This window comes from Candidatus Foliamicus sp., assembly GCF_965221325.1.
In the GTDB taxonomy this organism is placed as follows: domain Bacteria; phylum Pseudomonadota; class Gammaproteobacteria; order Steroidobacterales; family Foliamicaceae; genus Foliamicus.
Genome location: NZ_OZ244880.1, coordinates 1,053,883 through 1,078,598, shown reverse-complemented (window position 1 = coordinate 1,078,598; position 24,716 = coordinate 1,053,883). Strand labels below are relative to the sequence as shown.

14 protein-coding genes and 1 tRNA gene are annotated in these 24,716 nt (G+C 64.2%); 7 read left to right on the top strand and 8 right to left on the bottom strand.

Going from position 1 to position 24,716, the window contains the following annotated elements:
* Positions 1 to 43: 43 nt before the first annotated feature.
* Together ACWCOO_RS04885 and ACWCOO_RS04880 are read right to left on the bottom strand one after the other, a co-directional pair.
* Positions 44 to 1,318, bottom strand: a complete 1,275-nt coding sequence (locus ACWCOO_RS04885; protein WP_446831835.1) for a TauD/TfdA family dioxygenase — start codon at positions 1,316 to 1,318, stop codon at positions 44 to 46.
* Positions 1,319 to 1,440: 122 nt separating this feature from the next.
* Positions 1,441 to 9,561 (bottom strand): fibronectin type III domain-containing protein, encoded by an 8,121-nt coding sequence (locus ACWCOO_RS04880; protein ID WP_446831834.1) that lies wholly within the window; start codon positions 9,559 to 9,561, stop codon positions 1,441 to 1,443.
* A gap of 431 nt (positions 9,562 to 9,992) precedes the next feature.
* Here ACWCOO_RS04880 and thpR point away from each other — a divergent pair, with 431 nt between their 5' ends.
* On the top strand, positions 9,993 to 10,517 hold the full coding sequence (thpR, locus tag ACWCOO_RS04875; RefSeq protein ID WP_446831833.1) for an RNA 2',3'-cyclic phosphodiesterase: 525 nt from the start codon (positions 9,993 to 9,995) through the stop codon (positions 10,515 to 10,517).
* Positions 10,518 to 10,616: 99 nt separating this feature from the next.
* Here the strand turns inward: thpR and ACWCOO_RS04870 are convergent, their stop codons facing one another.
* From ACWCOO_RS04870 to ACWCOO_RS04860, 3 genes are all read right to left on the bottom strand, one after another.
* A complete protein-coding gene (locus ACWCOO_RS04870) occupies positions 10,617 to 10,925 on the bottom strand; it encodes a hypothetical protein (protein ID WP_446831832.1) in 309 nt (102 codons plus the stop codon).
* A gap of 22 nt (positions 10,926 to 10,947) precedes the next feature.
* Positions 10,948 to 11,021 (bottom strand) — tRNA-Arg (locus ACWCOO_RS04865).
* An 80-nt stretch (positions 11,022 to 11,101) separates the two neighbouring features.
* A complete protein-coding gene (locus ACWCOO_RS04860) occupies positions 11,102 to 13,627 on the bottom strand; it encodes a TonB-dependent receptor (protein WP_446831831.1) in 2,526 nt (841 codons plus the stop codon).
* 85 nt (positions 13,628 to 13,712) lie between these two features.
* Here ACWCOO_RS04860 and ACWCOO_RS04855 point away from each other — a divergent pair, with 85 nt between their 5' ends.
* Positions 13,713 to 15,980, top strand: a complete 2,268-nt coding sequence (locus tag ACWCOO_RS04855; protein WP_446831830.1) for a hydroxymethylglutaryl-CoA reductase, degradative — start codon at positions 13,713 to 13,715, stop codon at positions 15,978 to 15,980.
* 55 nt (positions 15,981 to 16,035) lie between these two features.
* Positions 16,036 to 16,572 (top strand): isopentenyl-diphosphate Delta-isomerase, encoded by a 537-nt coding sequence (idi, locus tag ACWCOO_RS04850; protein ID WP_446831829.1) that lies wholly within the window; start codon positions 16,036 to 16,038, stop codon positions 16,570 to 16,572.
* Between the two features lie 243 nt (positions 16,573 to 16,815).
* Here idi and ACWCOO_RS04845 read toward each other — a convergent pair whose 3' ends face one another.
* Positions 16,816 to 18,201 carry a class II fumarate hydratase gene (locus tag ACWCOO_RS04845; protein ID WP_446831828.1) on the bottom strand — a complete coding sequence of 462 codons (1,386 nt, stop codon included), beginning with the start codon at positions 18,199 to 18,201 and terminating at the stop codon, positions 16,816 to 16,818.
* A gap of 56 nt (positions 18,202 to 18,257) precedes the next feature.
* Between ACWCOO_RS04845 and purB the strand changes: the two genes are divergently transcribed.
* Both purB and mnmA read left to right on the top strand, forming a co-directional pair.
* Positions 18,258 to 19,634, top strand: coding sequence for an adenylosuccinate lyase (purB, locus tag ACWCOO_RS04840; RefSeq protein WP_446831827.1), 1,377 nt, complete (start codon positions 18,258 to 18,260; stop codon positions 19,632 to 19,634).
* Positions 19,635 to 19,643: 9 nt separating this feature from the next.
* Entirely contained in the window at positions 19,644 to 20,729 is a 1,086-nt protein-coding gene (gene mnmA / locus ACWCOO_RS04835) for a tRNA 2-thiouridine(34) synthase MnmA (protein ID WP_446831826.1), read from the top strand.
* 46 nt (positions 20,730 to 20,775) lie between these two features.
* Here the strand turns inward: mnmA and ACWCOO_RS04830 are convergent, their stop codons facing one another.
* On the bottom strand, positions 20,776 to 22,149 hold the full coding sequence (locus ACWCOO_RS04830; protein ID WP_446831825.1) for an MFS transporter: 1,374 nt from the start codon (positions 22,147 to 22,149) through the stop codon (positions 20,776 to 20,778).
* 6 nt (positions 22,150 to 22,155) lie between these two features.
* Entirely contained in the window at positions 22,156 to 23,184 is a 1,029-nt protein-coding gene (locus tag ACWCOO_RS04825; RefSeq protein ID WP_446831824.1) for an NADP-dependent oxidoreductase, read from the bottom strand.
* Positions 23,185 to 23,336: 152 nt separating this feature from the next.
* Between ACWCOO_RS04825 and ACWCOO_RS04820 the strand changes: the two genes are divergently transcribed.
* Both ACWCOO_RS04820 and ACWCOO_RS04815 read left to right on the top strand, forming a co-directional pair.
* Positions 23,337 to 24,422 carry a class I SAM-dependent methyltransferase gene (locus tag ACWCOO_RS04820; protein ID WP_446831823.1) on the top strand — a complete coding sequence of 362 codons (1,086 nt, stop codon included), beginning with the start codon at positions 23,337 to 23,339 and terminating at the stop codon, positions 24,420 to 24,422.
* Positions 24,419 to 24,715 carry a hypothetical protein gene (locus ACWCOO_RS04815; RefSeq protein ID WP_446831822.1) on the top strand — a complete coding sequence of 99 codons (297 nt, stop codon included), beginning with the start codon at positions 24,419 to 24,421 and terminating at the stop codon, positions 24,713 to 24,715. Before ACWCOO_RS04820 ends, ACWCOO_RS04815 begins: the two co-directional genes overlap by 4 nt.
* Position 24,716: the final 1 nt, after the last annotated feature.

Sequence of the window (24,716 nt, the reverse complement as noted above, 5' to 3'; positions counted from 1 at the left end):
CGGGCGGCGCACCGGCTCGGGCGCAACGCGGAGCGGGCTGTTTTCATCCTCCGCGCCGCTTGGCCTGGACGGCGTCCAGCACCGCCAAATTGACTTCGGAAGATCCGAGCTCCCGAGCTTCCGTGATCACCGCGCTGATAGCCGCACCGCGGAACATGGCGGGAATCCTCTTCAGTTGCGCCGCAGCGCCCGGCGTGAAGACCAGGCCATGCCGGTTACGGTTGAGCTTGGCCAGGAGCTTGGGATCTACCTCCACGGCATATTCGTCCGTCGGCTGCGCGACGCCGTTGCCCGATTCCTCCTGCGAATCATGGCTGCCCCCGGTCGCAGCCGATTCGCCTGCTACCGGATAGGTCAACTCCGGTTTGTTGACGAACAGTTCCTCCACCCGCACAAAGTCTGCATTCTTGTCGTATGCGAGCCGCGGCTCAGTTTCCGGCGTCAGCGACGGGCGCCGGTCGTCGATGATCGGAATGCGGTGCATCAATCGAAACGCCGGCGAGAAATCGTTGATCCCGCGATGTTGAGTGCAGCGGTTGTCCCAGATCGCCACCGAATTGTCGCGCCAGAAAAACCGGCATTCGTTCTCGGCCTGATAGCTGTGCTCGAGCAGCATGTCCAGCAAGGCGTCGCTCTCGTCCTTGTTCAACTCCAGGATGCGCGCGGCAGTCATCTGGTTCACGTAGAGGCACTTGCGGCCCGTTTCCGGATGCACGCGAATCACCGGATGCCTTACCGGTGGATTGCGCTTCATCATGTCTTCGTAGGCCTTCGCGCCGCCGCTTTCCAGAATGCCCGCGCCGAAGTTCTTGGCCAGACTATGCTCGGCCGTCAAGCCCTCCAAAAACGATTTCATCGGCTCGGACAAGCTCGCGTAGGCTTTCTCCATGTCGCACCAGATGGTGTTGCCGCCGCCCAACGGCATCGTCAACCCGCGCAGAATGGACATGCGCGACGGGTAGTCGCGGAACGAATCGTCCGTGTGGTAGTTCACGTCGCCGCCGATACTCTGATATTCGTCCATGCGCTGCAGACGAATCATCGGATAGCCCGACACCTGCGGAATGGAGCCTGGCCCCTGCGGCATGCCGAACTTCCGCGCCAGCCGCAAATGCTGTGAATCGGTCATCTCCTGGTCGCGAAAGAACAGCACCTTGAATTCCAGCAGCGCAGCGTAAATCTCGTCGATCACGTCCTGCTTCAAGTCGTCGGCCAGTTTCACCCCGCGAATGGTGGCGCCTAGCGCGCCCGATAAGGGCTCGGCCTGAAGATGCCGAAAACTCGGTAAATCCCGCTGTGATGTGAACAGATAAGACACGCTGATTAGAACCTGCCAAGCAAGCAAGCGGCTAGGCTGCTTTGCGAAAGAACATGATCGGCTGAGAAGCGGCGAATGGCGTTATATGTCCTTGTCGGCGCCGCTCGTGCGAGGCCGCCGACTCAGCGCCCCAACGAGCGCGAGCTGATCGTGAGCACGATGCCGCGCCCGGCCGAATTCAACGGCGCCGCACCGAGCGCGCGCAGCGAATCGCCATAACGCCCCGGCTCGCTTGCATGTGGCCCAACATCCGCCAGGCGCTCGTCCGCCAGCCCGGAAACACCCGAAGCGGAAGCACCGCCAAACAGCCCGCTTGAGAACACATCGCCGTTCATGCCGCCAGGCGCCGATGGCACGCCACCCGCCGCCGAACCGTCCCACTGCAACTCCAAACGCACATGCCAGCCTGAGGTTGCCTCAAAGCGGCCGCCTACATGCAAACGGCCGCTCGAAGCCACCGCAGGATTCACAGCGCCTCCCGCCATTGCCGAACCGCCGCCATACAACTCCACCAGACCACGGTTCACCGGCCAGCCATAACCCAACTCCAGGTCCAGACGGCTCTGATAAGCCCCCGCATCCAAAAGACCACCCAGGCCCGTGGTAACACCCGCACCCATGCCGTCCGACCACAACCGGTCCAATACACCGCTCATGCCCCCGGCAGGACCATACGCCGGACTCAAGCGCATCCGGAAACCACCCGCACCCGCCGCAGGCTGTCTCGACAGCGTCGCCTGCAGCTGCCACTCCCGGCGGCTGCCCGAACCCAGCGCCAGGCTCCTGGCCTCGCCCTCGAACTGCCAGCCCGAAGAACCCGAGTAGCGCACACCGCCACCCGCCTCCAGACCCATGCCCGAACCGCCAGCGCCGCCGTCATGGCGCAGACCCAGTTCCGCATAAGGCGACCAGACGCCCAGCTCCCAGTCCGCCTGCACCGACATACGCAAGCGCGATACACGCAGCGCTATGTCATCCGCAGAACCGACATCCGACACCGTCACATCCGATACCGAACCGTCCGCCTTGAATGCCAGACCCCAGACGCCACGCCGTGCCAAAGGACGCTCCACACCGCCGGACAGCGCATGCACGCTCAGCGCATTGCGCACCGCATCTTGTTCTTCTTGCGCACGGTCCCACACCTGCACTTCGCCACGGCTGGCGCCGGCCGACAGCCACACACCAAGACCGCTGGCATGCTGCCAGTCCGCATACGGATGCACACCGGACAGTGAAAAGCCATATACGCCTTCCAGCGTCTCGCCCCGATACGTTTCCGTGTAATCCATCTGCGCCGAGGAATGCGAGACCGCAACGCCTGCCAGCAGCGTATCGCTCAAGCGCGTATCCGCGCCCAGGTGCAATCCGGACAAGCCGCCGGAGAACGCGATGCCGTCCTGCTGAGCGCTCAAGCTCCGGTAGCCGCCCTGACCCCAGAGCGTATAGCGCCGGCCCATGCCGTCCGCGCCGCCGCCCAAGTGCATCCGGAACGACGCGCCCTCCAGCATCCGCTGCATCAAGGCCTCGCCCGCATCCTCGGTATTCAGTGTCGGACCCGTGCTTTGCAGGAGACTCGGCAAACTATCCAGCGCCGAGGACTGCGGGGCCGAACTATTGTCCTTCGCACCGAACGTGAAACGCTGTCCCAGAAGCTGCGCTTCGCCCGTGCTGGCGGCGGCAAGACCCTGTGTATCGCCCGTTCGTGCTTGTTGTGTGCGCGCCCCGACCGCATCCAGCGTCATGTCCGTGGCGCCGCGCACCAGGTCCGGCAGAATCGCCTTGTGCGCCCATGCCGCGCGGCTCGCCACGCTGGGCTCGGCAACCACCGTCATCCGAAACTCCGCCACCGCCCTATCGCCATCGCTATCCACCGCCGTCCAGCGATACAGCGTCTCGTCCCGCACCGTTTCCGGCGTTCCCGAAATCGTGCGCGTGTCTTCGTCCAAATACAGCCCCGCCGGCAGGAAAGGCTCCAGCGCGTAGCGCAACTCGCCCTCGCCGCCCGTGGCTAAAGGCAGCACCCGCGGCTCGATCGGCCGGTTGCGCTCGAACGCCATGTCCGCCACGGCTTGCGCGAATACCGGCTTGGTGTCCGCCCCCACCTCCAGCAGGAACGACAGCGACGCGCTTTGCGGCGTGGCTTCTGCTGATGCTTCGGACTCGGTGACAGTAAGCGTATAGCGCGTCTCCGCCACCGGCGCCAGGGGCGTACCCGAGATCGTGCGCGTGTCCGCATCGAACCGCAAGCCCGCCGGCAACGCCGGCGACAGCGCGTAGGTCAATGCGCCTTCACCACCCTGCGCCTCGGGCAACTCCTCGCGCACCGCGCGGCCTTCGCGCAATCGCAGCGCCTCCAACGACTGCCCCGCAAACGTCAGCAAGCCGGAAACACCCGAGCCGGGCAGCACCTGCCCCGGAGCAGACATGACGCCACCGTCCGCAACGGACGCATTGCTCACCGCCGGCAAGACACTGGTGCTTGCCACCAAGCTGTAGGGACTGTTCGGCTCGTGCGGCGGTTGTTCGCACGGCCCACTGTAGGCCAAAACGCGAACATCGTATGCAACAGGGTCCAGCGCAACTCCGGTCTGCACCGGAAGGCTCCCTGTCGCTCCTGCCCCGATGGTGAACCGCCTGAGAGCGCCGTTCCCTACCAATTCGAACACGCCGCGGTCCGCACTGTTCGGAAGCTCTTCATAGGCTTGCAGCCAACTCGACTCCGTCGATTTCTTGTATTCCACCTCAAAAACCGACCGGCTTCCAGTGAGCAGGCATACCCCGCCTGTGTCGTCAGTCCAGCCCCAGCGCACCGTAAACTGGGCAGCACCGGGTACCAGGTGCACAATCGTCGGCGCCGCGGTCCTGAGGCTGTTGCTCACGGTAACTTCGAACGCGTCCGATACCGACGCGCCGCCCGGGTCTTCCGCCGTCACTGTCACCGCCGCTGTGCCCAAAGCGCCGCCGGTGACCGTCAATGTGGTCCCCGACAACGACACCGCCGCCACACTTGGCGCCTCCGATGTCGCCGTATACGTCAGCGTATCGCCGTCCGGGTCGTTGAACACCGAGCCGATGTCCACAGTCACCGAGCTCCCCGCCAAGACCGAATGATCAATGATCGGAATAACCACCATCGGATCGCCGCTTGTCACCTCCATGGGCGTCACAACTGTCGATACCGCAGAACTCACACCCGCGCTGTTCTTTGAGCGCACCTCAAAGGTATATTCCGTACCATTCCTCAAGCCCAAATAACTGATCGTGGTGAAGTGCGCAACTATTTCCAAGGGCGGAAAGCCGCTCCGGCTCGTATTGGGTGGGCGGTATTGCACCTGGTATGCCGAAACCACACCCCCGCTCGTCGGCGCCGACCAACTTAGCCTCACCTTCCCGTCTCCCGGCTCCGCCGATACATTCAAAGGAGGATGCGGCGCCGCCGCCGTGGGCGTCGCATCTTTCGATATCGCAGAACTCACACCCCCGCTGTTCTTTGAACGCACCTCAAAGGTATATTCCGTGCCGTTCGTCAAGCCTGTCACTGTGACCGTTAGGTCGGTTTCATGGGTGTCCACCCAGGGCGTGAACGAACCCCCCGCCTTGACCTTGTTCCGCATCTGAAAACCCGACGAATATGGCCCGGTCGGAAAACCCCAACTCAGCGTCACCAGCCCGTCTCCCGGCTCCGCCGATAAATGCGGCGGCGGATACGGCGCTGCTGAGGCTATGACGGTAACCTCGAACCGGTCCGACACCGACGCACCACTCGGATCCTCTGCCGTCACCGTGATCGTTGCCGTGCCGGCGGCAACGCCCGTCACCGTCACGGTCTTGGCCGCCGCGTCCACCGCGACCGTCGCCGTCGCCGCCGCTCCCGAACTCGCCGTATACGTCAGCGTATCGCCGTCGGCGTCCGCAAACACCTCGCTGCCGCCCGCCTCAAGGTCCACTGTCACCGCCGAACCCACATCAACCGACTGATCCGAAATCGCATTGGCAACTGTCGGCGCATTATTCGGCGCCTCTGGCGTCTCAGTCATATCTGCCGAAGCGGCGCCAGCGCCCACCGCGTTCACCGCACGCACTTGGAATACATACTGGGTGCCGTTGGTCAGGCCCGTCACCGTGTGGCCGTTAGTCGAAGCAGCGCTGCCGGCGATGTCCGTCCAGAGATCGTCAGTATTGGCAAAGCTCGTCCCAGCCTTGTGGCGCACCTGCCACTTGCTGATGCTGGCGTCCTGCGGGTCGTCCCAACGCAGCACTACCTGCCCATTGCCCGGCGTGGCCGCAAAGCCCAAAGGCGCAAACGGCGCCGACAACTGCGGCGTGGCGCTCACTTCGCGCGCCAAGCCATTCTTGCCATCCCGCACCGCACGCACACGGATCGTATAAACCAAGCCGTTGGTCAGGCCCGTAATCGTGTGCATAGTCGTAGCTGCGCTGCTGACGGCGATGTCCGTCCACGGAGCACTACCCCAAGGGCTATTGCTATCCCCTTGCTTCAGCCGATACTGCCAGCCCGTCGCTTCCGGCTGCGCATCCCAACTCAGCGCGATCCCGCCATTGCCGCCCACCGCCGTAACATTCTGCGGCCTGCCCGGCGCCACCGCCTCCGGCGTGGCCGTCTGTGCCGCCGAGGACGCGCCAGCGCCGACCGCGTTCACCGCACGCACCTGGAATACATACTGAGTGCCGTTGCTCAGCCCCGTCACCGTGTGGCTGGTGGTCGAAGCTCCGCTGCCGGCAATGTCCGTCCACAGATCGTCGGCAGCGTCAAAACTTGCGCCCGCCTTATGCCGCACCTGCCACTTGCTGATGCTGCTGTCCTGCGGATCAGTCCAGTTCAAGGCAACCTGCCGGTCCCCTGCCACCGCCGTAAAGCCCGTGGGTTGTGCCGGCGGCTCATCGTCGTCCGTCACCGTTACCTCCACTGAGCCGGTCACGCTGCCGTAACCCCCACCGCTGGCGCTCAGCAACAGTGTCGCGCTGTCGTCATCGCCGTCGGCGTCGTGCGCCGCGCTCACCGTGACAGTCTGTGCCGTGGAATAGTTGCCTGCAGTGAACGTCAGCGAGGTCTTGTCCACCGTCACATCCGCATTGCCCGTGGCAGCGGCCTGCGTCACGCTCACCGTCACGTCCGCTGAAGGTACGGTGCCCAGCGCCACCGTAAACGTCCCGCCGCCGCTCTCGGCAATCAACAGGTTCCCCGGAACTATCGTCAGACTTCCCGGCGGAGCCACCGGCGCCTCCGTCACCTGCGCTACCAAGCCCCGCTTCTGCGCGCCGGTGCGCACCCCGCGCACCTCGAAATCGTATGAAGTGCCGTTGGTCAAACCCGAAACCGTGTGGCTCAAACGCCCGCCAGCAACTACAGTCGGATACACCTGCGCCCAAGCGCCAACGCTCCCGGCAACCTCCCTGTAGCGCACTTGCCACTGGTCTATCGCCAGCAGCACATCCCAACGCAACTCCACCTGCCCATCGCCCGCATACGCCGTCAGGTTCGGCGGCGCCGGCGGCCTGGTGTCCAGCACCGCTACCGCCACCGACCCCGAAACACTCCCGTAGCCGCCGCCCGATGCAGACAGCGATACCACCGCGCTGTCGTCCAGATTGTCCGAATCCGCTGCCGCACTCACCGTCACCGTCTGCGCCGTACTCCAATTGGCCGTCGTGAACGTCAGGGGCGATGGACTTACGCTCACATCCGTGTTGTCGCTGGCTAGCGATACCGTCACATCACCCGTCGGCACCGCATCCAGAACCACCGTAAACGTCCCGCTGCTGCCCTCATCAATAGACAGGCTCGCCAGCGATACGTTCAGAGCTGCTGTTGCCACCGGCGTGGCCGTCTGTGCCGCCGAAGCGGCGCCAGCACCGACCGCGTTCACCGCACGCACTTGAAATACATACTGGGTGCCGTTGGTCAGGCCCGTCACCGCGTGGCTGGTAGTCGAGTCCGTGCTGCCGGCGATGTCCGTCCAGAGATCGTCCGTGGCGGCAAAGCTTGAGCCAACCCTATGGCGCACCTGCCACTTGCTGATGCTGGCATCGGCCGGATCGTCCCAACTCAGCACTACCTGCCCGTCGCCCGACGTGGCCGTAAAGCCCATGGGTTGTGCCGGCGCCTCGTCGTCGTCCGTCACCGTTACGTCCACCGAGCCAGTTACGCTGCCGTAACCCCCACCGCTGGCGCTTAGCAACAGCGACGCACTGTCGTCATCGCCATCATCGTCGTGCGCCGCGCTCAAAGTCACGGTCTGTGCCGTGGAATAGTTGCCTGCAGTGAACGTCAGCGAGGTCTTGTCCACCGTCACATCCGCATTGGCTGTGGCAGCGGCCTGCGTCACGCTCACCGTCACGTTCGCCGAAGGCGCGGTGGCCAGCGCTATCGTAAACGTCCCGCTGCCGCCTTCGGCAACCGTCAGGCTCGCCACAGACAAGGTCAAAGCGGGGTCCGGCGCCGGCGTGGCGGTCACCGCTACCGATTCCGCGCCAGTGCCCACCGCGTTCACCGCACGCACTTCGAATACATACTGTGTGCCGTTGGTCAGGCCCGTCACCGTATGGCCGTTAGTCGAAGCTGCGCTGCCGGCGATGTCCGTCCACAGATCGTCAGTGGCGGCAAAGCTCGTCCCAGCCTTGTGGCGCATCTGCCACTTCGTGATGCTGGCGTCCTGCGAGTCGTCCCAACGCAGCACTACCTGCCCATTGCCCGGCGTGGCCGCAAAGCCCGAAGGCGCAAACGGCGCCGACAACTGCGGCGTGGCGCTCACTTCGCGCGCCAAGCCATTCTTGCCATCCCGCACCGCACGCACACGGATCGTATAAACCAAGCCGTTGGTCAAGCCCGTAATCGTGTGCATAGTCGTAACTGCGCTGCTGCCGGCGATGTCCGTCCACGGAGCACTACCCCAAGGGCTATTGCTATCCCCTTGCTTCAGCCGATACTGCCAGCCCGTCGCTTCTGGCAGCACATCCCAACTCAGCGCGATCCCGCCATTGCCGCCCACCGCCGTAACATTCTGCGGCCTGCCCGGCGCCACCGCCTCCGGCGTGGCCGTCTGTGCCGCCGAGGACGCGCCAGCGCCGACCGCGTTCACCGCACGCACCTGGAATACATAGGCCGTGTTGTTGCTCAAACTGCCCACCGTGTAGCTGGTGGTCGAAGCTCCGCTGCCGGCAATGTCCGTCCACAGATCGTCGGCAGCGTCAAAACTTGCGCCCGCCTTATGCCGCACCTGCCACTTGGTGATGCTGCTGTCCTGCGGATCGGTCCAGTTCAAGGCAACCTGCCGGTCCCCTGCCACCGCCGTAAAGCCCGTGGGTTGTGCCGGCGGCTCATCGTCGTCCGTCACCGTTACCTCCACCGAGCCGGTCACGCTGCCGTAACCCCCACCACTGGCGCTCAGCAACAGTGTCGCGCTGTCGTCATCGCCGTCGGCGTCGTGCGCCGCGCTCACCGTGACAGTCTGTGCCGTGGAATAGTTGCCTGCAGTGAACGTCAGCGAGGTCTTGTCCACCGTCACATCCGCATTGCCCGTGGCAGCGGCCTGCGTCACGCTCACCGTCACGTCCGCTGAAGGTACGGTGCCCAGCGCCACCGTAAACGTCCCGCCGCCGCTCTCGGCAATCAACAGGTTCCCCGGAACTATCGTCAGACTTCCCGGCGGAGCCACCGGCGCCTCCGTCACCTGCGCTACCAAGCCCCGCTTCTGCGCGCCGGTGCGCACCCCGCGCACCTCGAAATCGTATGAAGTGCCGTTGGTCAAACCCGAAACCGTGTGGCTCAAACGCCCGCCAGCAACTACAGTCGGATACACCTGCGCCCAAGCGCCAACGCTCCCGGCAACCTCCCTGTAGCGCACTTGCCACTGGTCTATCGCCAGCAGCACATCCCAACGCAACTCCACCTGCCCATCGCCCGCATACGCCGTCAGGTTCGGCGGCGCCGGCGGCCTGGTGTCCAGCACCGCTACCGCCACCGACCCCGAAACACTCCCGTAGCCGCCGCCCGATGCAGACAGCGATACCACCGCGCTGTCGTCCAGATTGTCCGAATCCGCTGCCGCACTCACCGTCACCGTCTGCGCCGTACTCCAATTGGCCGTCGTGAACGTCAGGGGCGATGGACTTACGCTCACATCCGTGTTGTCGCTGGCTAGCGATACCGTGACACTGCCCGTCGGCGCCTGCGACAGCTCTACCGTGAACGTGCTAGATGCACCTTCGGTGACTTGCAAGGAGCCCGTGCTCAGGACCAACGTGTTGGATTGCGCCTGCGCTGGCTGAATGGCAGCCGCTATAACAAGCGCCAGGGTTAAAAGCCCGCCGAAAAGCCGGGCGAGAGAGTACCGCGGTGCCGGACGGGACCGGGCGTCATGCTCTTCCAAGGAATTACCCGCCAGAGCGCCCGGATGGCGCACGGCCGACCCGCGCCGAATAGTTCGGCAGGCCGGCCAAACGCTCCGCCCGGAATCGTGGGTCATCTGATCCCCCCTCAGCCGCGCCTGCGAATCCTCTGCGCAGTCGGGCTGAACTAATATCTTTGCGCCGTTCGCGGGAGCTAACGGCGAAAATCAGCCTAACACACTATTGCAAAGCCATAATCGCGCGGGTTGCGCGCGGGCGAAACAACATCACGGGGCGATGGCAGGCGTGCTATGGTCGCTGGATGAGGCGGGCTTCAGGCAGGCGGCTGTTCTTCGCGCTGTGGCCCGACGAAGAACTGCGGCTGCGCATTGCGCGCGCCACTCGCGCGGAAGTGCGGGGAACCGGCGGCAAAGCCACTCCGGCCGAGAATCTGCATATCACCTTGTACTTTCTGGGGTCCGTCGGGGACGGGATTGTGTCCGGGCTTGTTGAGCACGCGGGTAGCCTGATTATGGAACCCTTCGCGCTCACACTGGATCACTACGGCTATTGGCAGCGCGCGCGAACGCTATGGCTGGGCGTGCGGGAGACGCCTACCGCGATGGCCGCGCTGGCGGGCGAACTGCGGAGAATCGGCCACGATCTCGGTTTGCCGCGCAGCAGGCGCGCGTTCATCCCGCACATGACCCTGGCGCGCAAGGTTAATCGTCTCACGCCCAAGGAACCGCCTAGCCCCATCAATTGGGCAATAGGCGAATTTGTCCTGATCGAATCGCGGCTCGGCGGGCGGCACTCGCAGTACCGCATCGTCGAGCGCTTTAGCTAAAGCGAGCGGCTACAACAAGAACATGCTTTATCCCTCGGAGACTACGAAGGAAAACGGCTAACCAGCAAGACTCCTGAGAATCAGGGACCGGGGGCGAAACTATTCGCAGCGCTGGGCGTACTCCTGTTCCGTCAGGCGCCAGGTTGTCGCATGCTCCAAGCCCGCGTCCGTGCCTTGATTCGAACCGGATATAACGCTGCCCTGACTTTCCAGGTGACGCAGCAAGCCCTCGACGAAGCCGTGCGGCGGGCTCCCGAAATCGTCGCCCAATCCCATACGCTGGTGAATTTCCGAGGCCGTCGGTCCCGGCGGCTGCTGGTGGGTATGAAAAAGCACGTCCAGGACGGCTTCGTTCATGTGCGAGAGGCCGATGCGAGTCAGGTGCCTGATTCTTCCTGCAATGGTCAAGACATTTCTCCTACGCGTACTGCGCCCCGGCCAGGATTCGAACCTGGGACCTTCCGCTTAGGAGGCGGACGCTCTATCCGGCTGAGCTACCGGGGCCAAGGCTAGTCCAGCTTAAACGACTGCGCCGGCGGACTTGAGGGTACGCGCCGGCGCAGTCGGTTGAAGTTTGCGACAAGCTAGAAGGTGTAGCTGGCGCGCACCCCGAACTCGCGCGGGTCGGGGTAATAGATGTTCGTTGAGTTCGGGAACAACTGGGTTACGAAAACCCGCCCAGGAGGTGGCACCCTCGGAGGCGGCACAAAACCCGCAACCACGCTGATCCCGGCAAAATCGGGTGCGCTGAGCGCGCTGCGCATGGTGTCGTCGTCGAACAGATTGCTTACGTAGGCCATCACCATCCAGGGACCTCGCGAAACGCCCAGCCGCAGGTCCGCCAGCATGTAGCTCTCGATTTCCAGCAGATTCCATTCGGCCTCATAGCGCGAGCCCTGGTATTGAATATCCAGATCCACCATGAACTCGCCGCCGTTGGCCATCTCGGAGCGCCAGGAAATGCCGGCAAACAACTGATGCTGCGGCACATCCTCAATCTCGTTGCCGGTCAGGTCCACCAAGCAGGTGATGTTGCCGCCCAGGGTCACCAGCTCGCAACTGCCGCCGCGCACGGCGTCGCTGATCGAGGTACTCAACTTGTTGTATTCGTCGTATTCGGAATCAAGCCATGTGTAGCCCCAGCGCATGGTGAGGTTGTCGGTCAGAACCGCAGTAGTGTCCAACTCCAGACCAGTAATTTTGGCGGCCGAGGCGTTTTCGGGACGGCTTCCCAGAACGGCCCCTTCGCCAGGCGGCAGGTACTGCGTGGTGAGCTGCTTGTCGCTGAAGTCCTGATAGAAGAAAGCGCCGTTCAACCGCAGTCGATTGTCCATCCAACTCGTCTTCCAGCCCAGCTCATACACGGTGATCTTCTCGGCCTCGAACCGGTACACATCGGGATTATCGAATCCCTGCGGGCCCACCAGCGAGCTGATGCCGCCGGGCTTCACGCCGCGCGAAATGGAGCCGTACCAGGTCTGATCGTCCGACGGACGGTAGCGCAGCACCAGCTTGGGCGCCACGTAGCTGTCGTCTTCCTCGGCGAAGTTCTGCGGGCCTGATAGCGGAACGTCAATGAAGAACGGGCCGAACGCGTTGGTGATCAGCGTTCCCGTGGAAGGCCCGGCCATATCCAACTCCTCGCTTACGTAACGCGCCTCGAAACCCACATCCCAAGCGTCGGTAAACTGCCAGTCCACCAGACCGTAGCCGGAAAAGTGCGAAATGTCCCGATCCCAGGGATGGTTCACGCGAGGCAGTTCAGTGCCAACGCGGCGCATCCAGTGGCCGCAATCGATCGGCAGCGCCGGATTCGTGGAGAATGGCGGTCTGAAACCATGCATGATGCAGGTAATCGAATACTCGTCCTGGTGGGTGTCTTCGGCCCAGTACAAGCCGCCAAGCACCCAGGTCAGGGGCCCTTCGCCTGTCGAACTCAGCCGCAGCTCCTGGCTGAAGAGATCGGTCTCCGTCTCAAACACGGTCTCCGCGGCCACGCTGATGCCGAACGGGGGTACCGGAGCGGAAGCGTCGCCGGTGCGCTGCGAATCGAAATACTGGTCGTACTCGACGAGGCCGAAATGGGTGATGGAGGTCAGCATGGCGCCGCTGAAATCGAACTCGGCCCGCAGTTGTCCGCGCAGCACTTCGCGGGTAGTTCCCGGATAATCCTCCCCGGTGCGCGGGTCTGGCGACAGGGCGATCGTAAGTTCATCGATGCTGGCGACCGGCCCGAACGGCTGATCGACGCCGGTGGCGTCCGGATGCCAGAGCACTCCTAGCCCAGACGCAGGCGCCGCCAGAAACGTGCGCTGCTGGGATGCCGCGGAAGCCGCCGGCCCAAACTCGTCCTCAGTAAACTCGACGCGGGCAGTCAACCGGGCCGACTCCGAGATATCAAGCGCGGCTGTCAAAGTGGCGCCGACACCCTCCTGCCCGCCTATGTCCGCGCCGGTCAGCGTATTCTCGTAATAGCCGTCCTCGCTCCACGCGGCTGCGTTGAAGCCCACGAAGAAATTGTCGCTCAAGGGGCCGCTGGCCTGCGCCGTTATTTCGCGCTTGCCTTCGGCGGAGATATCGACCGAAACCTTGGCGCGACGCTCGGCGCTGGGGCGCCGGGTGACGTAATGGATCGCGCCGCCGAAAGCGCTGCGGCCAAAGAGCGCCGACTGCGGACCACGGACCACCTCGATGCGTTCCACATCAATGAGCCTGGGGTTGACCGTCAGCGAACTGCCGGCGGTGCGGATGGCTTCGCCGGAAATGTCCACGTCATCCAACAGTACCGCCACGTTCGGACGTCCGCGGGTGGGAGACAGGCCGCGCATGACAACGCGCACATCCTGCGGACCGAAACCCCGGTCGAAAATTATGCCGGCCGACTGGCGGGCAATGTCCTCCAGGCTCTCGATTCCCTGCACCTCAAGATCTTCCGCACTGAAGGTGGCGATGCTGATCGGCACTTCCTGGAGCGATTCCTCGCGCTTACGCGCGACAACCACGATTTCCTCCAGCTCCTGTGCATAAACGGGAATGGCGAGGCTTGCCGCGCATATGGCCAGCGCGGTCGTGCGCGCTGAAGATTTCAGCAATTGGATCGTGTGGATCATGCGAGTCGCCCCCAAGCGAATTCTGAATTCCGCCGGCATTTTGCCACAAGTGAGCAGGGCGCGCTTTCGTATAATTGCAGGTGCTTTGAAAGGGTCGCGCATTCCCGGTTTTTACCGCCTGACGCCGCGCGAGCGGGTGCGAACGGCGCTGGAGCATGGATTGCTCAACGAGTCGGACTTCAAGGACTTGGCGAACGGACGCCAGACCCTGGATGCGGAGCGCGCCGACCGCATGATCGAGAACGTTATCGGCGTGCTGGGACTGCCGGTAGGCCTGGGGCTCAACTTTCTCATCAACGGCCGCGAATACGTGGCGCCAATGGCCGTGGAGGAACCTTCGGTGGTGGCGGCGCTGAGTTCGGCGGCGAAGCTGGTGCGCGAAAGCGGTGGCTTCCGGGCGGAAGCCGACGAACCAGTGCTGATCGGACAGATTCAGTTGCTTAACGTTCCCGAGCCGGCGCGTGCTGCGGCCGACCTGCTTTCGCGCCGCGAGGAGATCATCCGGCTGGCCAACAGCATTCATCCGCGCATGGTGGCCCGCGGAGGCGGGGTCGTGGACGTGGAGGTGCATCGCCGCGCAATGCCCGGAGGCGATGGCGAGTTGCTGGTGCTGCACCTGCTGGTGGATACGCGCGACGCGATGGGCGCCAATTTGGTGAACAGCATGTGCGAAGGCGTGTCCGCGCTGGTGGAAAGCATGAGCGGCGGGCAGGTGTTCATGCGTATCCTTTCGAATCTCAGCGACCGCGCGCTGGCCCGGGCGGAAGTGGAGATTCCGGTGGAATTGCTGGCCGGCAAGGAGCAAAGCGGCGATGACGTGGGCGACGGCATCGCCTTGGCCGCCGAATTGGCCGCCACCGATCCGTACCGCGCGGCCACCCACAACAAGGGGATCATGAACGGGGTGGATGCAGTAGCGCTGGCGACCGGCAATGACTGGCGGGCACTTGAAGCCGGAGCGCATGCCTGGGCCGCGCGCCATGGCCAGTACACGGCGCTATCCAAGTGGTGGCGCAACGAGCGCGGTGCCCTCTGCGGACGCCTGGAAATGCCGCTCAAGGTGGGCATAGTCGGCGGCGCACAGGAGGCCAATCCGGCCACCGGGCTGTTCCTGCGCATGATGCGCGTCGGTTCGGCGCAAGAGCTGGCCCAAGTGATGGCCGCCGTGGGACTGGCGCAGAATTTCTCGGCGCTGCGGGCGCTGGTTACCGAAGGCATACAGGCGGGACACATGACGCTGCATGCGCGCACCGTGGTCAAAGCCGCCGGAACGCCGCCGGAGCTGTTTGACCAAGTTCTGGAGCGGCTTATCGGCGAAGGCGAGGTGAAAGTCTGGCGCGCTCGGGAAGTATTGGGCGAACTGCAACGCGAGAGGGAGCTTCCGGCATTGGACGAAGCAGCGGCAGCCGGCCTCGGCGTAGCCTGCGGCAAGTTGATCCTGCTCGGCGAGCACGCCGCTGTGTTCGGCGAGCCCGCGCTGGCCTGCCCCGTTCCGATCAAGGTGCGCGCCCAGATCAGCGGCAGCGAGCAAGGCGTTCAACTGGCGATCCCGGCGTGGGGACTGGAATACCGCCTGACGCCGGGGCGGCGGCGGCGGCCCTGGGAACGCTCGGCCCTGCGGATTCTCGAACAGCTTGGGCTGGAGGGCGAGTCAATGCGCATTTCGCTGTTCTCGGACTTGCCGCGCGGCGTAGGGCTGGGTTCGTCCGCAGCCATGGCGGTCGCGATCCTGCGTGCCATGAGCAAGCACTTCGACTTGAATCTGAGCGTCGCGCGAATCAACGAGATTGCCTGGGAATGCGAGCAATTCGCGCACGGCGCGGCCAGCGGAGTGGACAACGCGGTATCGGCCCATGAAACCACCCTGCTCTACCGCAAGGGGACCCCACCGTCTATCGAACCGGTTGTCGCGGGTGCGGACACATACTTGGTGATTGGTCTTAGCGGCACGGAAAGCCTGACCGCGGTTACTGTGGAAAACGTCCGCTCGGCGCGCGACCGCAACCCCGCTGTCTATGATCGAATCTTCAAGGAGATCGGCGAGCTGGCCGTGCAGGCGCGCCGCTGCCTGGAGCGGGGCCGTCTTGAGGAATTGGGCGACCTGATGAACGTCAACCACGGGCTGCTGAACGGCTTGCAATTGGCCACGCCGGAGCTGGAGCGCCTGGTGGACGCCGCCCGCATGGGCGGAGCGCTGGGCGCCAAATTGACGGGCGGCGGGGGCGGCGGCGCCATGGTGGCGCTGTGCGCAGAATCCTGCGAGCCGGTCCGCGAGTCGCTGGAAAAAGCCGGCGCAGAGACCATCGCGCTGAAACTTACCGCCGGCGGAGGGCAGGTGGAACGCCTTCCGTGAAGGCGCGCCTGCGCCAACGGAGCATGCTTCGCCGCGAATCCGGAAAGGCACACTGATGCATGCCCAAGAAGGCAGCACGGAACTGGTGCTTGTGGATGCCGATGACTGCGAACTCGGCACGGCAGAAAAGACAGCATGTCACGCCGGCGAAGGCTTGCTGCACCGCGCCTTTTCGGTGTTCATCCATGACGCTAGTGGGCGCATTCTGTTACAACAGCGCAGCGCCGCCAAACCGCTGTGGCCCTTGTATTGGTCGAACGCCTGCTGCGGCCACCCGCGGCCGGGAGAGCCGGTGGACCAAGCCGCGAGGCGTCGCGTGCGCGAGGAACTGGGCGTCGATAGCCGGCCGCAGTTCCTGTACAAGTTTCATTACGAGGCGCGCTATTCGGCGGAGTTCTCCGAAAACGAGCTTTGCCATGTATTCGAGAGCGGGTTCAGCGGCGAAATCAAGGCCGATCCCTCGGAGATTGCGGCCTGGCGCTGGATCACGCCCGACGCATTGACCCTCGAAATCGATCGCTATCCGGAACGCTTTTCCCCCTGGATGAAGCTCGAATGGCCTGAAATCCTCAACCGCCGCACAACGCCATAGTTGCGGACCTGCTCTCTTGTTTGCCGCGGGGGACCTCCAAGCACATCCCTTGAGCTTGGGTTCGGCATTCTTGCTGCCGTCGTGCGAGACCGTAGGCGTTTTCTTGTTCTCCCTCCTTCCCGCGGGAGACGCATGAACCCATCCTTGGGGCTCGTTTCCGGCATCCCTGCCTCCAACGCTCCCGCGGGAAGGAGGGAGAACAAGACAGCGCTGGTGCTATGGGATGGCTTGGCGGGCGCGCCGTTATTCGGAGGGGATGCCGCCTTGGGTCAGGGTTGCGGGGTCGAGTATTTTCTTGAGTTCCTGCTTTGAAAGATCGGTCTCTTCGGCCGCCACTTCCAGGATCGGGCGGCCCTCGGCGTAGGCCCGCTTGGCGATTGCCGCAGCCTTGTCGTAACCGATGATCGAATTCAGCGCCGTTACCAGGATCGGGTTGCGTTCGAGCACGGCTTGAAGGCGCTGCCGGTTCACCGTGAAGCCGGCGATTGCCTTGTCCGCCAGCAGCAGGCAGGACTCGGAAAGGATCAGAATGCTTTCCAGGGCATTGCGCCCAATCATGGGCAGCATCACATTCAACTGAAAGTTTCCGGCCTGGGCGCCCACCGTAATGGCCGTGTCGTTGCCGATCGCCTGCGCCGCCGCCTGCATGACGGCCTCGCATGCCACCGGATTGACCTTGCCAGGCATGATGCTGGAGCCTGGCTGCAGCGCCGGCAGCTCGATTTCGCCCAAACCCGCCAAGGGCCCGGAGTTCATCCAGCGCAGGTCGTTGGCGATCTTCATGAGGGTTATCGCCAGCACCTTGAGGTGACCGGACAGTTCAGCCATCGTGCCCTGCCCGGCGAGCGCCGCAAAGTAGTTGTCCGCAGGCTCCACCACGAACCCGGTCTTCTCGCTGATCCACTTGCAGGCGTGGCCCGCCATGTCCGGGTGCGCGTTGATTCCGGTGCCCACCGCGGTGCCGCCCAGAGCGAGCTGGCGCAGCCGGGTGTTCAGCACGCGTGAAAGCCGGTCCGAGCATTCGCGCAACTGCGTCTCCCAGGCGCTCAGTTCCTGACCGAGCGACAGCGGCATGGCATCCATAAGGTGGGTGCGGCCGGTCTTGGTCAGGCCTTGTAATTCGTCGGCGCGCGCAGCGATGGTCCGGGCCAGGCGATCCAGGTCGGGCAGCAGCCTCTCCTTGACTTCCAGCCCCGCGGAGAGGTGCAGCGCGGAGGGGATGACATCATTGCTGCTCTGCCCCTTGTTCACGTCATCGTTGGGATGCACCTTGAGCTTAGCGGAGCTGGCCACGTTGGCGATAACCTCGTTGGCGTTCATGTTGCTGCTGGTGCCCGAGCCGGTCTGAAACACGTCCACCGGAAAGTGCTCGTCGAAAATGCCATGCATGACCCGCTCGGAGGCGTTGACGATGGCCTTGGCCTTGGCTTCGTCGAGCAACCCCAAGTCGCTGTTGGCTGCCGCGCAAGCGCCTTTGATAAGGCCCAACGCGCGAATGAAGGCGCGCGGCATGACCTTGCCGCTGATCCGAAAGTTCTCCACGGCACGCTGGGTGCTGGCGCCCCAGAGCGCTTCCGCGGGAACTTTCAGCGCTCCCATGCTGTCGCGTTCTGTTCTGAACTTGGCCATCGGCATATCCCATTGCAGTATGATGCGCGCGTGTTGGAGTATAGCCGCGCAGTCTGATGTGTCCGCACCCAAGGCTCGACCATTCTCTTGACGCCTTGGGGCCGCTGGATGGGCGCTACGCGGCGGCCACCAGCCCTTTGGCCGAACTGTTTTCCGAACGGGGCCTGATCCTGCAGCGGCTGAAAGTGGAGTTGGCTTGGCTGCGGGCGCTGTGCGCCGAGCCTTCATTCACGCCCGCCCTGCCGCTCGCCGCCGAGGAAAGCGCTTTTCTGGATGCCCTGGAAGAGGAGCTGGAGCTGGACGCAGCGCAGCGCGTAAAGGCTTTGGAAACGCAAACCCGCCACGACGTCAAGGCGGTGGAACTGTACCTGGCGGAACGATTCGGTGCGCTCGATGCATTGCAGAAGCGCATCCCGATTCTGCATTTTGCGTGCACCAGTTGGGACATCAACAGCAGCGCCTATGGGCTGATGCTGAAACAGGCGCGCGAAGGGGTTCTGGCTCCCACCCTGGAAACGCTGATCGGGAGGCTTGCAGCCATGGCCCGCGAGCACGCCGGCTTGCCGATGCTGGCGCGTACGCATGGCCAGCCGGCCAGCCCCACCACGCTGGGCAAGGAACTGGCGGTTTTCGCGCACCGGCTCAGGCGCCAGCTTGACGTGTTCAACAACGTTCCCGTGCTGGCCAAGTGCAGCGGCGCCACCGGCAACTACAACGCCCACTACGCGGCCTGTCCGGACGTGGACTGGCCGGACTTCAGCCGCCGATTCCTGGCCGGCCTGGGGCTGGAGCAGAACCCCGTGACCACGCAAATCGAGCCTTACGACTGGCTCTCGGAGTACTGCGACGCGCTGGCGCGGATCAACCGTATCCTCATCGATTTCTGCCGCGACGCCTGGACCTACGTGTCGCTCGGATATTTCCGCCAGAAGGCCGCACGCGGCGAGACCGGTTCATCCACCATGCCGCACAAGGTCAACCCGATCAACCTCGAAAACGCCGAGGGCAATCTCGGCGTCTCCAATGCTCTGCTCGATCATTTCTCGTCCAAGCTGCCGGTATCCCGCCTGCAGCGCGACTTGAGCGATTCGACCGTCTTGAGAAACCTCGGCGTGGCTCTGGGACACGCTTTGCTGGCCTGGACCGAGGTCGGCAAGGCGCTGGAGAAGATCTCCCCGGACCCGGGGCGCATGGCCGCCGACCTCGACGGCGCCTGGGAAACGCTCGCCGAGGCGGTGCAGACGGTGATGCGCGCGCACGGCTGCGCGGATGCCTACGAGCGGCTCAAGGATTTTTCACGCAATCAGAACATCACGGAGAAATCCCTGCGGGACTTCATCGGCACTATCGAGATTCCGGATGCGGCGCGGCAGGAACTCCTTGCGCTTACCCCCGCCCGCTACACCGGGATCGCCAGGAAGCTGGCGGAGTGAGCTGCCGGCATGACCGACACGGTAATGGTGGCGCTGTCCGGCGGAGTGGATTCGGCGGTCGCGGCATTGCGGCTGCTCGATGCGGGCCATCGCGTGGAAGCGCTGCACATGACCAACTGGGAGGAAGCGGACGCCTCCTGCCCCGCTGCGGATGATCTCCGCGCCGCGCGAAGCGTCGCCGAGCATCTCGGCATTGTTCTGCATCATCTGAACTTCGCCGACGAGTACCGGCGGGAGGTGTTCGAGGCGATGCTAGGCGAGTGCCGCGCCGGGCGCACGCCCAACCCGGACGTGGGCTGCAACCGCCGCATCAAGTTCGGCGCCTGCCTGCGCATGGCCGAGCGCTTGGGCGCGAAGCGGCTTGCCACCGGCCACCATGCGCGGCTGGACCAGGCGGGCGACGCCACCCGGCTGCTGCGCGGCAAGGACCGCAACAAGGATCAGACTTACTTTCTTCATGCGGTGCGCGGCCAGGCGTTCCGGCGCTGTCTTTTCCCGGTCGGCGCGCTCGACAAGGACGAAGTGCGGGCCATGGCGCGGCGCCGCGGGCTTCCCAACTACGAGAGGCCGGACAGCACCGGCATATGCTTCGTGGGCGAACGCGCCTTCCCGAAATTCATTGCCCGGCACATCCCTGCGCGGCCGGGCCCGATCCTCACGCTGCAGGGCGAACAGGTCGGAGAGCACACCGGACTTGCCGGCTACACGATAGGCCAGCGCCGGGGCCTGCAACTCGGGGGCAGGAAGGGCTACGGCCCCGAACCCTGGCATGTGGTGCGCAAGGACACTTGCGCCAATGCGCTGGTGGTGGCGCAGGGACACGATCATCCGCTGCTCTACAGCCGTCAGGCCATAGTGCGCGGGCTGCGCTGGATTCGCGGTGCGCCCGCCGGCCTGACCACTGGGCTGCGCTTGAGCGCCAAGACCCGCTACCGCCAGACCGACGCCGAGTGCGTCGCCCGCCTGCTAACGCCCGACCGCTGCCTGGTGCGCTTCGATGCCCCGCAATGGGCGGTCACACCGGGGCAGTACCTGGTGTTCTACAAAGGCGAGGAATGCATTGGCGGCGGCCCCATCGACCGCGCCGAAGCGTAACTCAGCGACCGCACCATCGTTTATTTGAACTCGCGCGGAGTGGTGATCAGGCTTGCTGGGTGCGGGCCAGAGCCCGGCGGAAGCAGCGCAGCGTGACGGGCGCCAGCGACAGGACCACGGTGCCGTAAATCAGGGGCACGGCGGCGAAGGCGACTGCCAGGCTTTTGGCGCCGGTAACGCCCGGCATCAGGGACTCCAGGAAGGCGTCGAAGCCGGCGAACCCGGTGCCGCCGTTGAACCAGTCGGACAGCCAGCCGACCGTGGACGGGCCCAGCGTGAGGCCGGTAATGCTGATCGCCATGTAATAGAGGGCGGAAATCTGGCCGCGGAACTGCGCCGGCGTAATCATCAACAGCGCCGTCAAGCCGGTGGAGGTGGTGGTGGCGATGCCCATCAGACTGGCCCCCATCACCACGAACGCCGAAGTCGTGCCCGGCATCAGGGCGATCAGGAATCCAGTGGGCACAAAGACGAATGCGCCCACCACGGCGATCAGCAAGGGCGCGTTATCGCGACCTCTACGCACCAGGTAATCGGACAGAGCGCCAGCCGCAAATACCGTGCCCGGCGCGCAAACCAGCGTGACGATGGCCTTGATCTGGGCGAATTCGGGCGTATCCATGCCCCAGGTACGCGAAAACACCGCGGGCATCCAGAAATGCGTGTAAGCCACCGTGGTCATCAGGCAGAAAGGCAGCAGAAACGTCACGAAGGTTTTCCAGTTCGAGAAGAAATACCGGAACATGGGCCAAAGGCCGGTGGAAGCGCCCTCCTTGAGGTCTCGGCGCACCGGTTCCTTGACCGTGAGCATGACGAGCGACAGCAGCAGTCCCGGCAGCCCGACAATGATGAAAACGGCCTGCCAGGGCTTGATGGCGCCGACCAGTGGCCAATTCAGAACCTCCACGCCGCGCAACGCGGCCAGCAGCGCGCCGATTGCGTAATAAGCCGTGGCGGTGCCCAAGGATAGCGCCATGGAATACACGGCGATGGCCTTGCCGCGCTTCTCCTTGGGGAAACTGTCGGCGATCATCGACATGGTGCAGGGGCTGAGAGCCGCCTCGCCCACGCCGACGCTCATGCGCAGCATGAACAACTGCAGATAGTTGCTCGCCAGACCGCAAAATGCGGTTGCCGCGGACCACAGGGCGATGGCGCAACTGACAATGCTTACGCGGCGTGCGCGGTCCGCCAACCAACCCAGCGGCAACCCCATGGTGGCGTAGAAGATGCCGAAGGCCAGGCCGAGCAACAAACCCATCTGACCATCGCTCAAGTCCAGATCGGCCTTCATCGGCTCCACCAGCAAGCCGATAACGGTGCGGTCGATGTAGGAAATGAAGTAGGCCAGAGTGAGCAGCACCACCATGTACCAGCGCGCCGCGGGGCGCGGATAGGGGGGCTTGTTAACGTTGTTCATCGGTTCTTAGTTCTCCGGTTCGCCCCGCACGCTGCAGCATTGCACGCCCACGTTGCGGCCATCGTACAACCTCGCCAGCGCGTCCGGCATGTTCTCGAAGCCCTCCACGACATCCTGTATGGGCTTGAGACTACCGGCCCGAATCCAGGCGGCCAGGCCGTCGAATGCGTCGTCGAAGCGATCCTGGTAGTTGTACACGAAAAACCCGCTCATACTGCCGTTCACGCGGCGCAGGTTCAGATAGTTGCCGAGCGCGAAACGCTCTTCGCGCAGGTATTCCGAGATCGAACCGCACAGCACGATGCGCGCTCCGAAGGCCAGGTTGTCGAGGCAGGCGGCCAGCAATTCGCCGCCCACGTTGTCGAAATACAGGTCCATGCCATCCGGGCAAAGCTCGCCGACGCGGGCGCAGGCATCCTCGTTCTTGTAGTCGATGACCTCCGCGCAGCCCAACTCACGGATGAAGCGGCACTTTTCCGGCCCACCGGCAATGCCGATCACCCGGCAACCCAGGATACGAAGCATCTGCACCACGATCGATCCCACGCCCCCGGCCGCGCCGGACACCACCGCCAGGTCGCCTTCCTTGGGGCGCCCGCCATCCAGCAGGCCCCAGTAGGCGCTCACTCCGGTCATGCCGAGCACACCGGCGCCCAATGCATAGGGCAGTCCGTAGTCCTTGCACTTGAAGAACCGTTCGCGGGGCGTGGCCGAAGTGACTTTCCAGGTTTGCCACCCCAACTGCCCCTGCACGATGTCGCCGGCACGATAGTCCGGGTGATGCGATTCCACGACCTCGGCCACGCCGCGCCCGTGAATCACATCGCCGATCTCCAGCGCGGTCTCGCCGGACGGATTGAGGCCCTGCATATACATGCGCATGACCGGGGCCAACCCCAGATAGCGCGTCTTGAGCAGCATCTGGCCGGGTCCGGCCTCGGGAACCGGAGATTCCGCCAAGCGAAAATCGCTTGGGCGCACATTGCCTACCGGCCTGGCGGCAATCCGCCACTGAAGATTGACATCCTCTCGCACTCCGCCCTCTCCGAGCAAGCGGCAAACTATACTGCACGCTGGGGCGGCACACGGAGTTGCGCGTCGATCCGTGGCTTGGCCGCCGGGCGGCGCACGGAGCGCGGGAAATTCGATAGACTATTGGAAGCCACAACTTGGGGGAACAAGGACTCATGATTCCACTCGACCAGAGAAGCCGCGCCGGCCTGCAGTTCCTGGGCTCGCTCCAGCATTACTCCTCAAGCCACATTCGCGACCTGGCGCGCAGCCAGTTCCTGGCAACCGAGCGCGGGCGCGCGCTGATGGAGGCGGAAACCGACCCGGAACCCACGACGCAGCTCAAGCGGGCGTCCGAAGCGCGCGAAGCGGCGCTGGCCTGCCCTGCTTTCCAACATGAACGGCTGTATCAGCGCTATGTGGCCGAAGAAAATTTCGTGCGCGCGATTCCGGCCGTCGAGCAAAAGCGCGACCAATGCCTGGAAATCCTGAATCGCCCGATCGAATACCAGGGCGGCTCGCTGGAGCTCGATGACAGCGTCCCCATCCCGGACTACTACCAAGGAGTGGAGTGGCACCTCGAACCAGGCGGCTGGGACGGCTACGACCTTGCCACGCCCATGTTCATGGCCGGAGTTGCACCCTATGTGTTTTCGCGAGGCGGTTACGCGGCGGTGGAGGTGGACCAGAACATCCGCCAACAGCGGGTGGACGTGGTCAGCAGGCTGCCCAAGGACAGCTACGCGCGCATCTACGAGCCGGGGTGCGGCGGATTAGGCGCGCTGGCGGCCTGCCACCAGGTCTATCCGCAAGCCGAGCTGGTCGGCAGCGATATCTCGACGGCTTTGCTCAAGGGCGGACACCGGGCGGCGCGCAGCATGGGGATTCCGATACATCTCAAGCAGCGCGATGTGCGCGACACGCGCGAGCCGGACGCATCCTTCGACGCCGTGCTGATGTATGCGCTGCTGCATGAAATGCCGGCCAGCGTGGCCATCGACGCGATCCGCGAGGCCTGGCGCATACTCAAGCCCGGCGGCGACATCGTGATCAACGACCCGCCCCCCTTCTGCCGGGTGGACGCCTTTCAGGCCGCCATTCTGGACTGGGATACCGAATACCGTGGAGAACCGTTCTTCAGCGAGGCGTGCTCCATGGACTGGTCCACGGTGCTCCGGGATAACGGTTTCGAGGTGATCGAGGCGCGCGCGCTCGATAGCAAGGGCTATCCCTGGGTTAACGTCGCCACCAAGCCGGCATGACCGAGCCTCCTGTCAGGCCGGTCACCGGCGACGAGCAATTGGACCGCCTGCTGCGGATGAACGCCGAGTTGCTCTCGGAATTGTGGATCCTGCGCGACCGGGTCATGGTGCTGGAAAAGCTGCTGGAGGAAAAAGGCCTTTTGCAGCGCGAAGCCATTGGCGACTATCAGCCGGCCGGCGAATTCGAAGAGGAGCTGCAAGACGAGCGCGACCGCCTGGTGCGGCGCGTTGCCGGCGCGCCCTGGACCGAGGAATTCACCTGGCAGTCGCTTGCGGAGCGCGGCGGCCGCTAGC

What these genes read in the sequence shown, in the direction of transcription:
- thpR (WP_446831833.1), top strand. Translation starts at nt 9,993, where the DNA reads ATGAGGCGGGCTTCAGGCAGGCGGCTGTTCTTCGCGCTGTGGCCCGAC.
- ACWCOO_RS04860 (WP_446831831.1), bottom strand. Translation starts at nt 13,627, where the DNA reads ATGATCCACACGATCCAATTGCTGAAATCTTCAGCGCGCACGACCGCG.
- idi (WP_446831829.1), top strand. Translation starts at nt 16,036, where the DNA reads ATGCATGCCCAAGAAGGCAGCACGGAACTGGTGCTTGTGGATGCCGAT.
- ACWCOO_RS04845 (WP_446831828.1), bottom strand. Translation starts at nt 18,201, where the DNA reads ATGGCCAAGTTCAGAACAGAACGCGACAGCATGGGAGCGCTGAAAGTT.
- purB (WP_446831827.1), top strand. Translation starts at nt 18,258, where the DNA reads ATGTGTCCGCACCCAAGGCTCGACCATTCTCTTGACGCCTTGGGGCCG.
- mnmA (WP_446831826.1), top strand. Translation starts at nt 19,644, where the DNA reads ATGACCGACACGGTAATGGTGGCGCTGTCCGGCGGAGTGGATTCGGCG.
- ACWCOO_RS04830 (WP_446831825.1), bottom strand. Translation starts at nt 22,149, where the DNA reads ATGAACAACGTTAACAAGCCCCCCTATCCGCGCCCCGCGGCGCGCTGG.
- ACWCOO_RS04820 (WP_446831823.1), top strand. Translation starts at nt 23,337, where the DNA reads ATGATTCCACTCGACCAGAGAAGCCGCGCCGGCCTGCAGTTCCTGGGC.
- ACWCOO_RS04815 (WP_446831822.1), top strand. Translation starts at nt 24,419, where the DNA reads ATGACCGAGCCTCCTGTCAGGCCGGTCACCGGCGACGAGCAATTGGAC.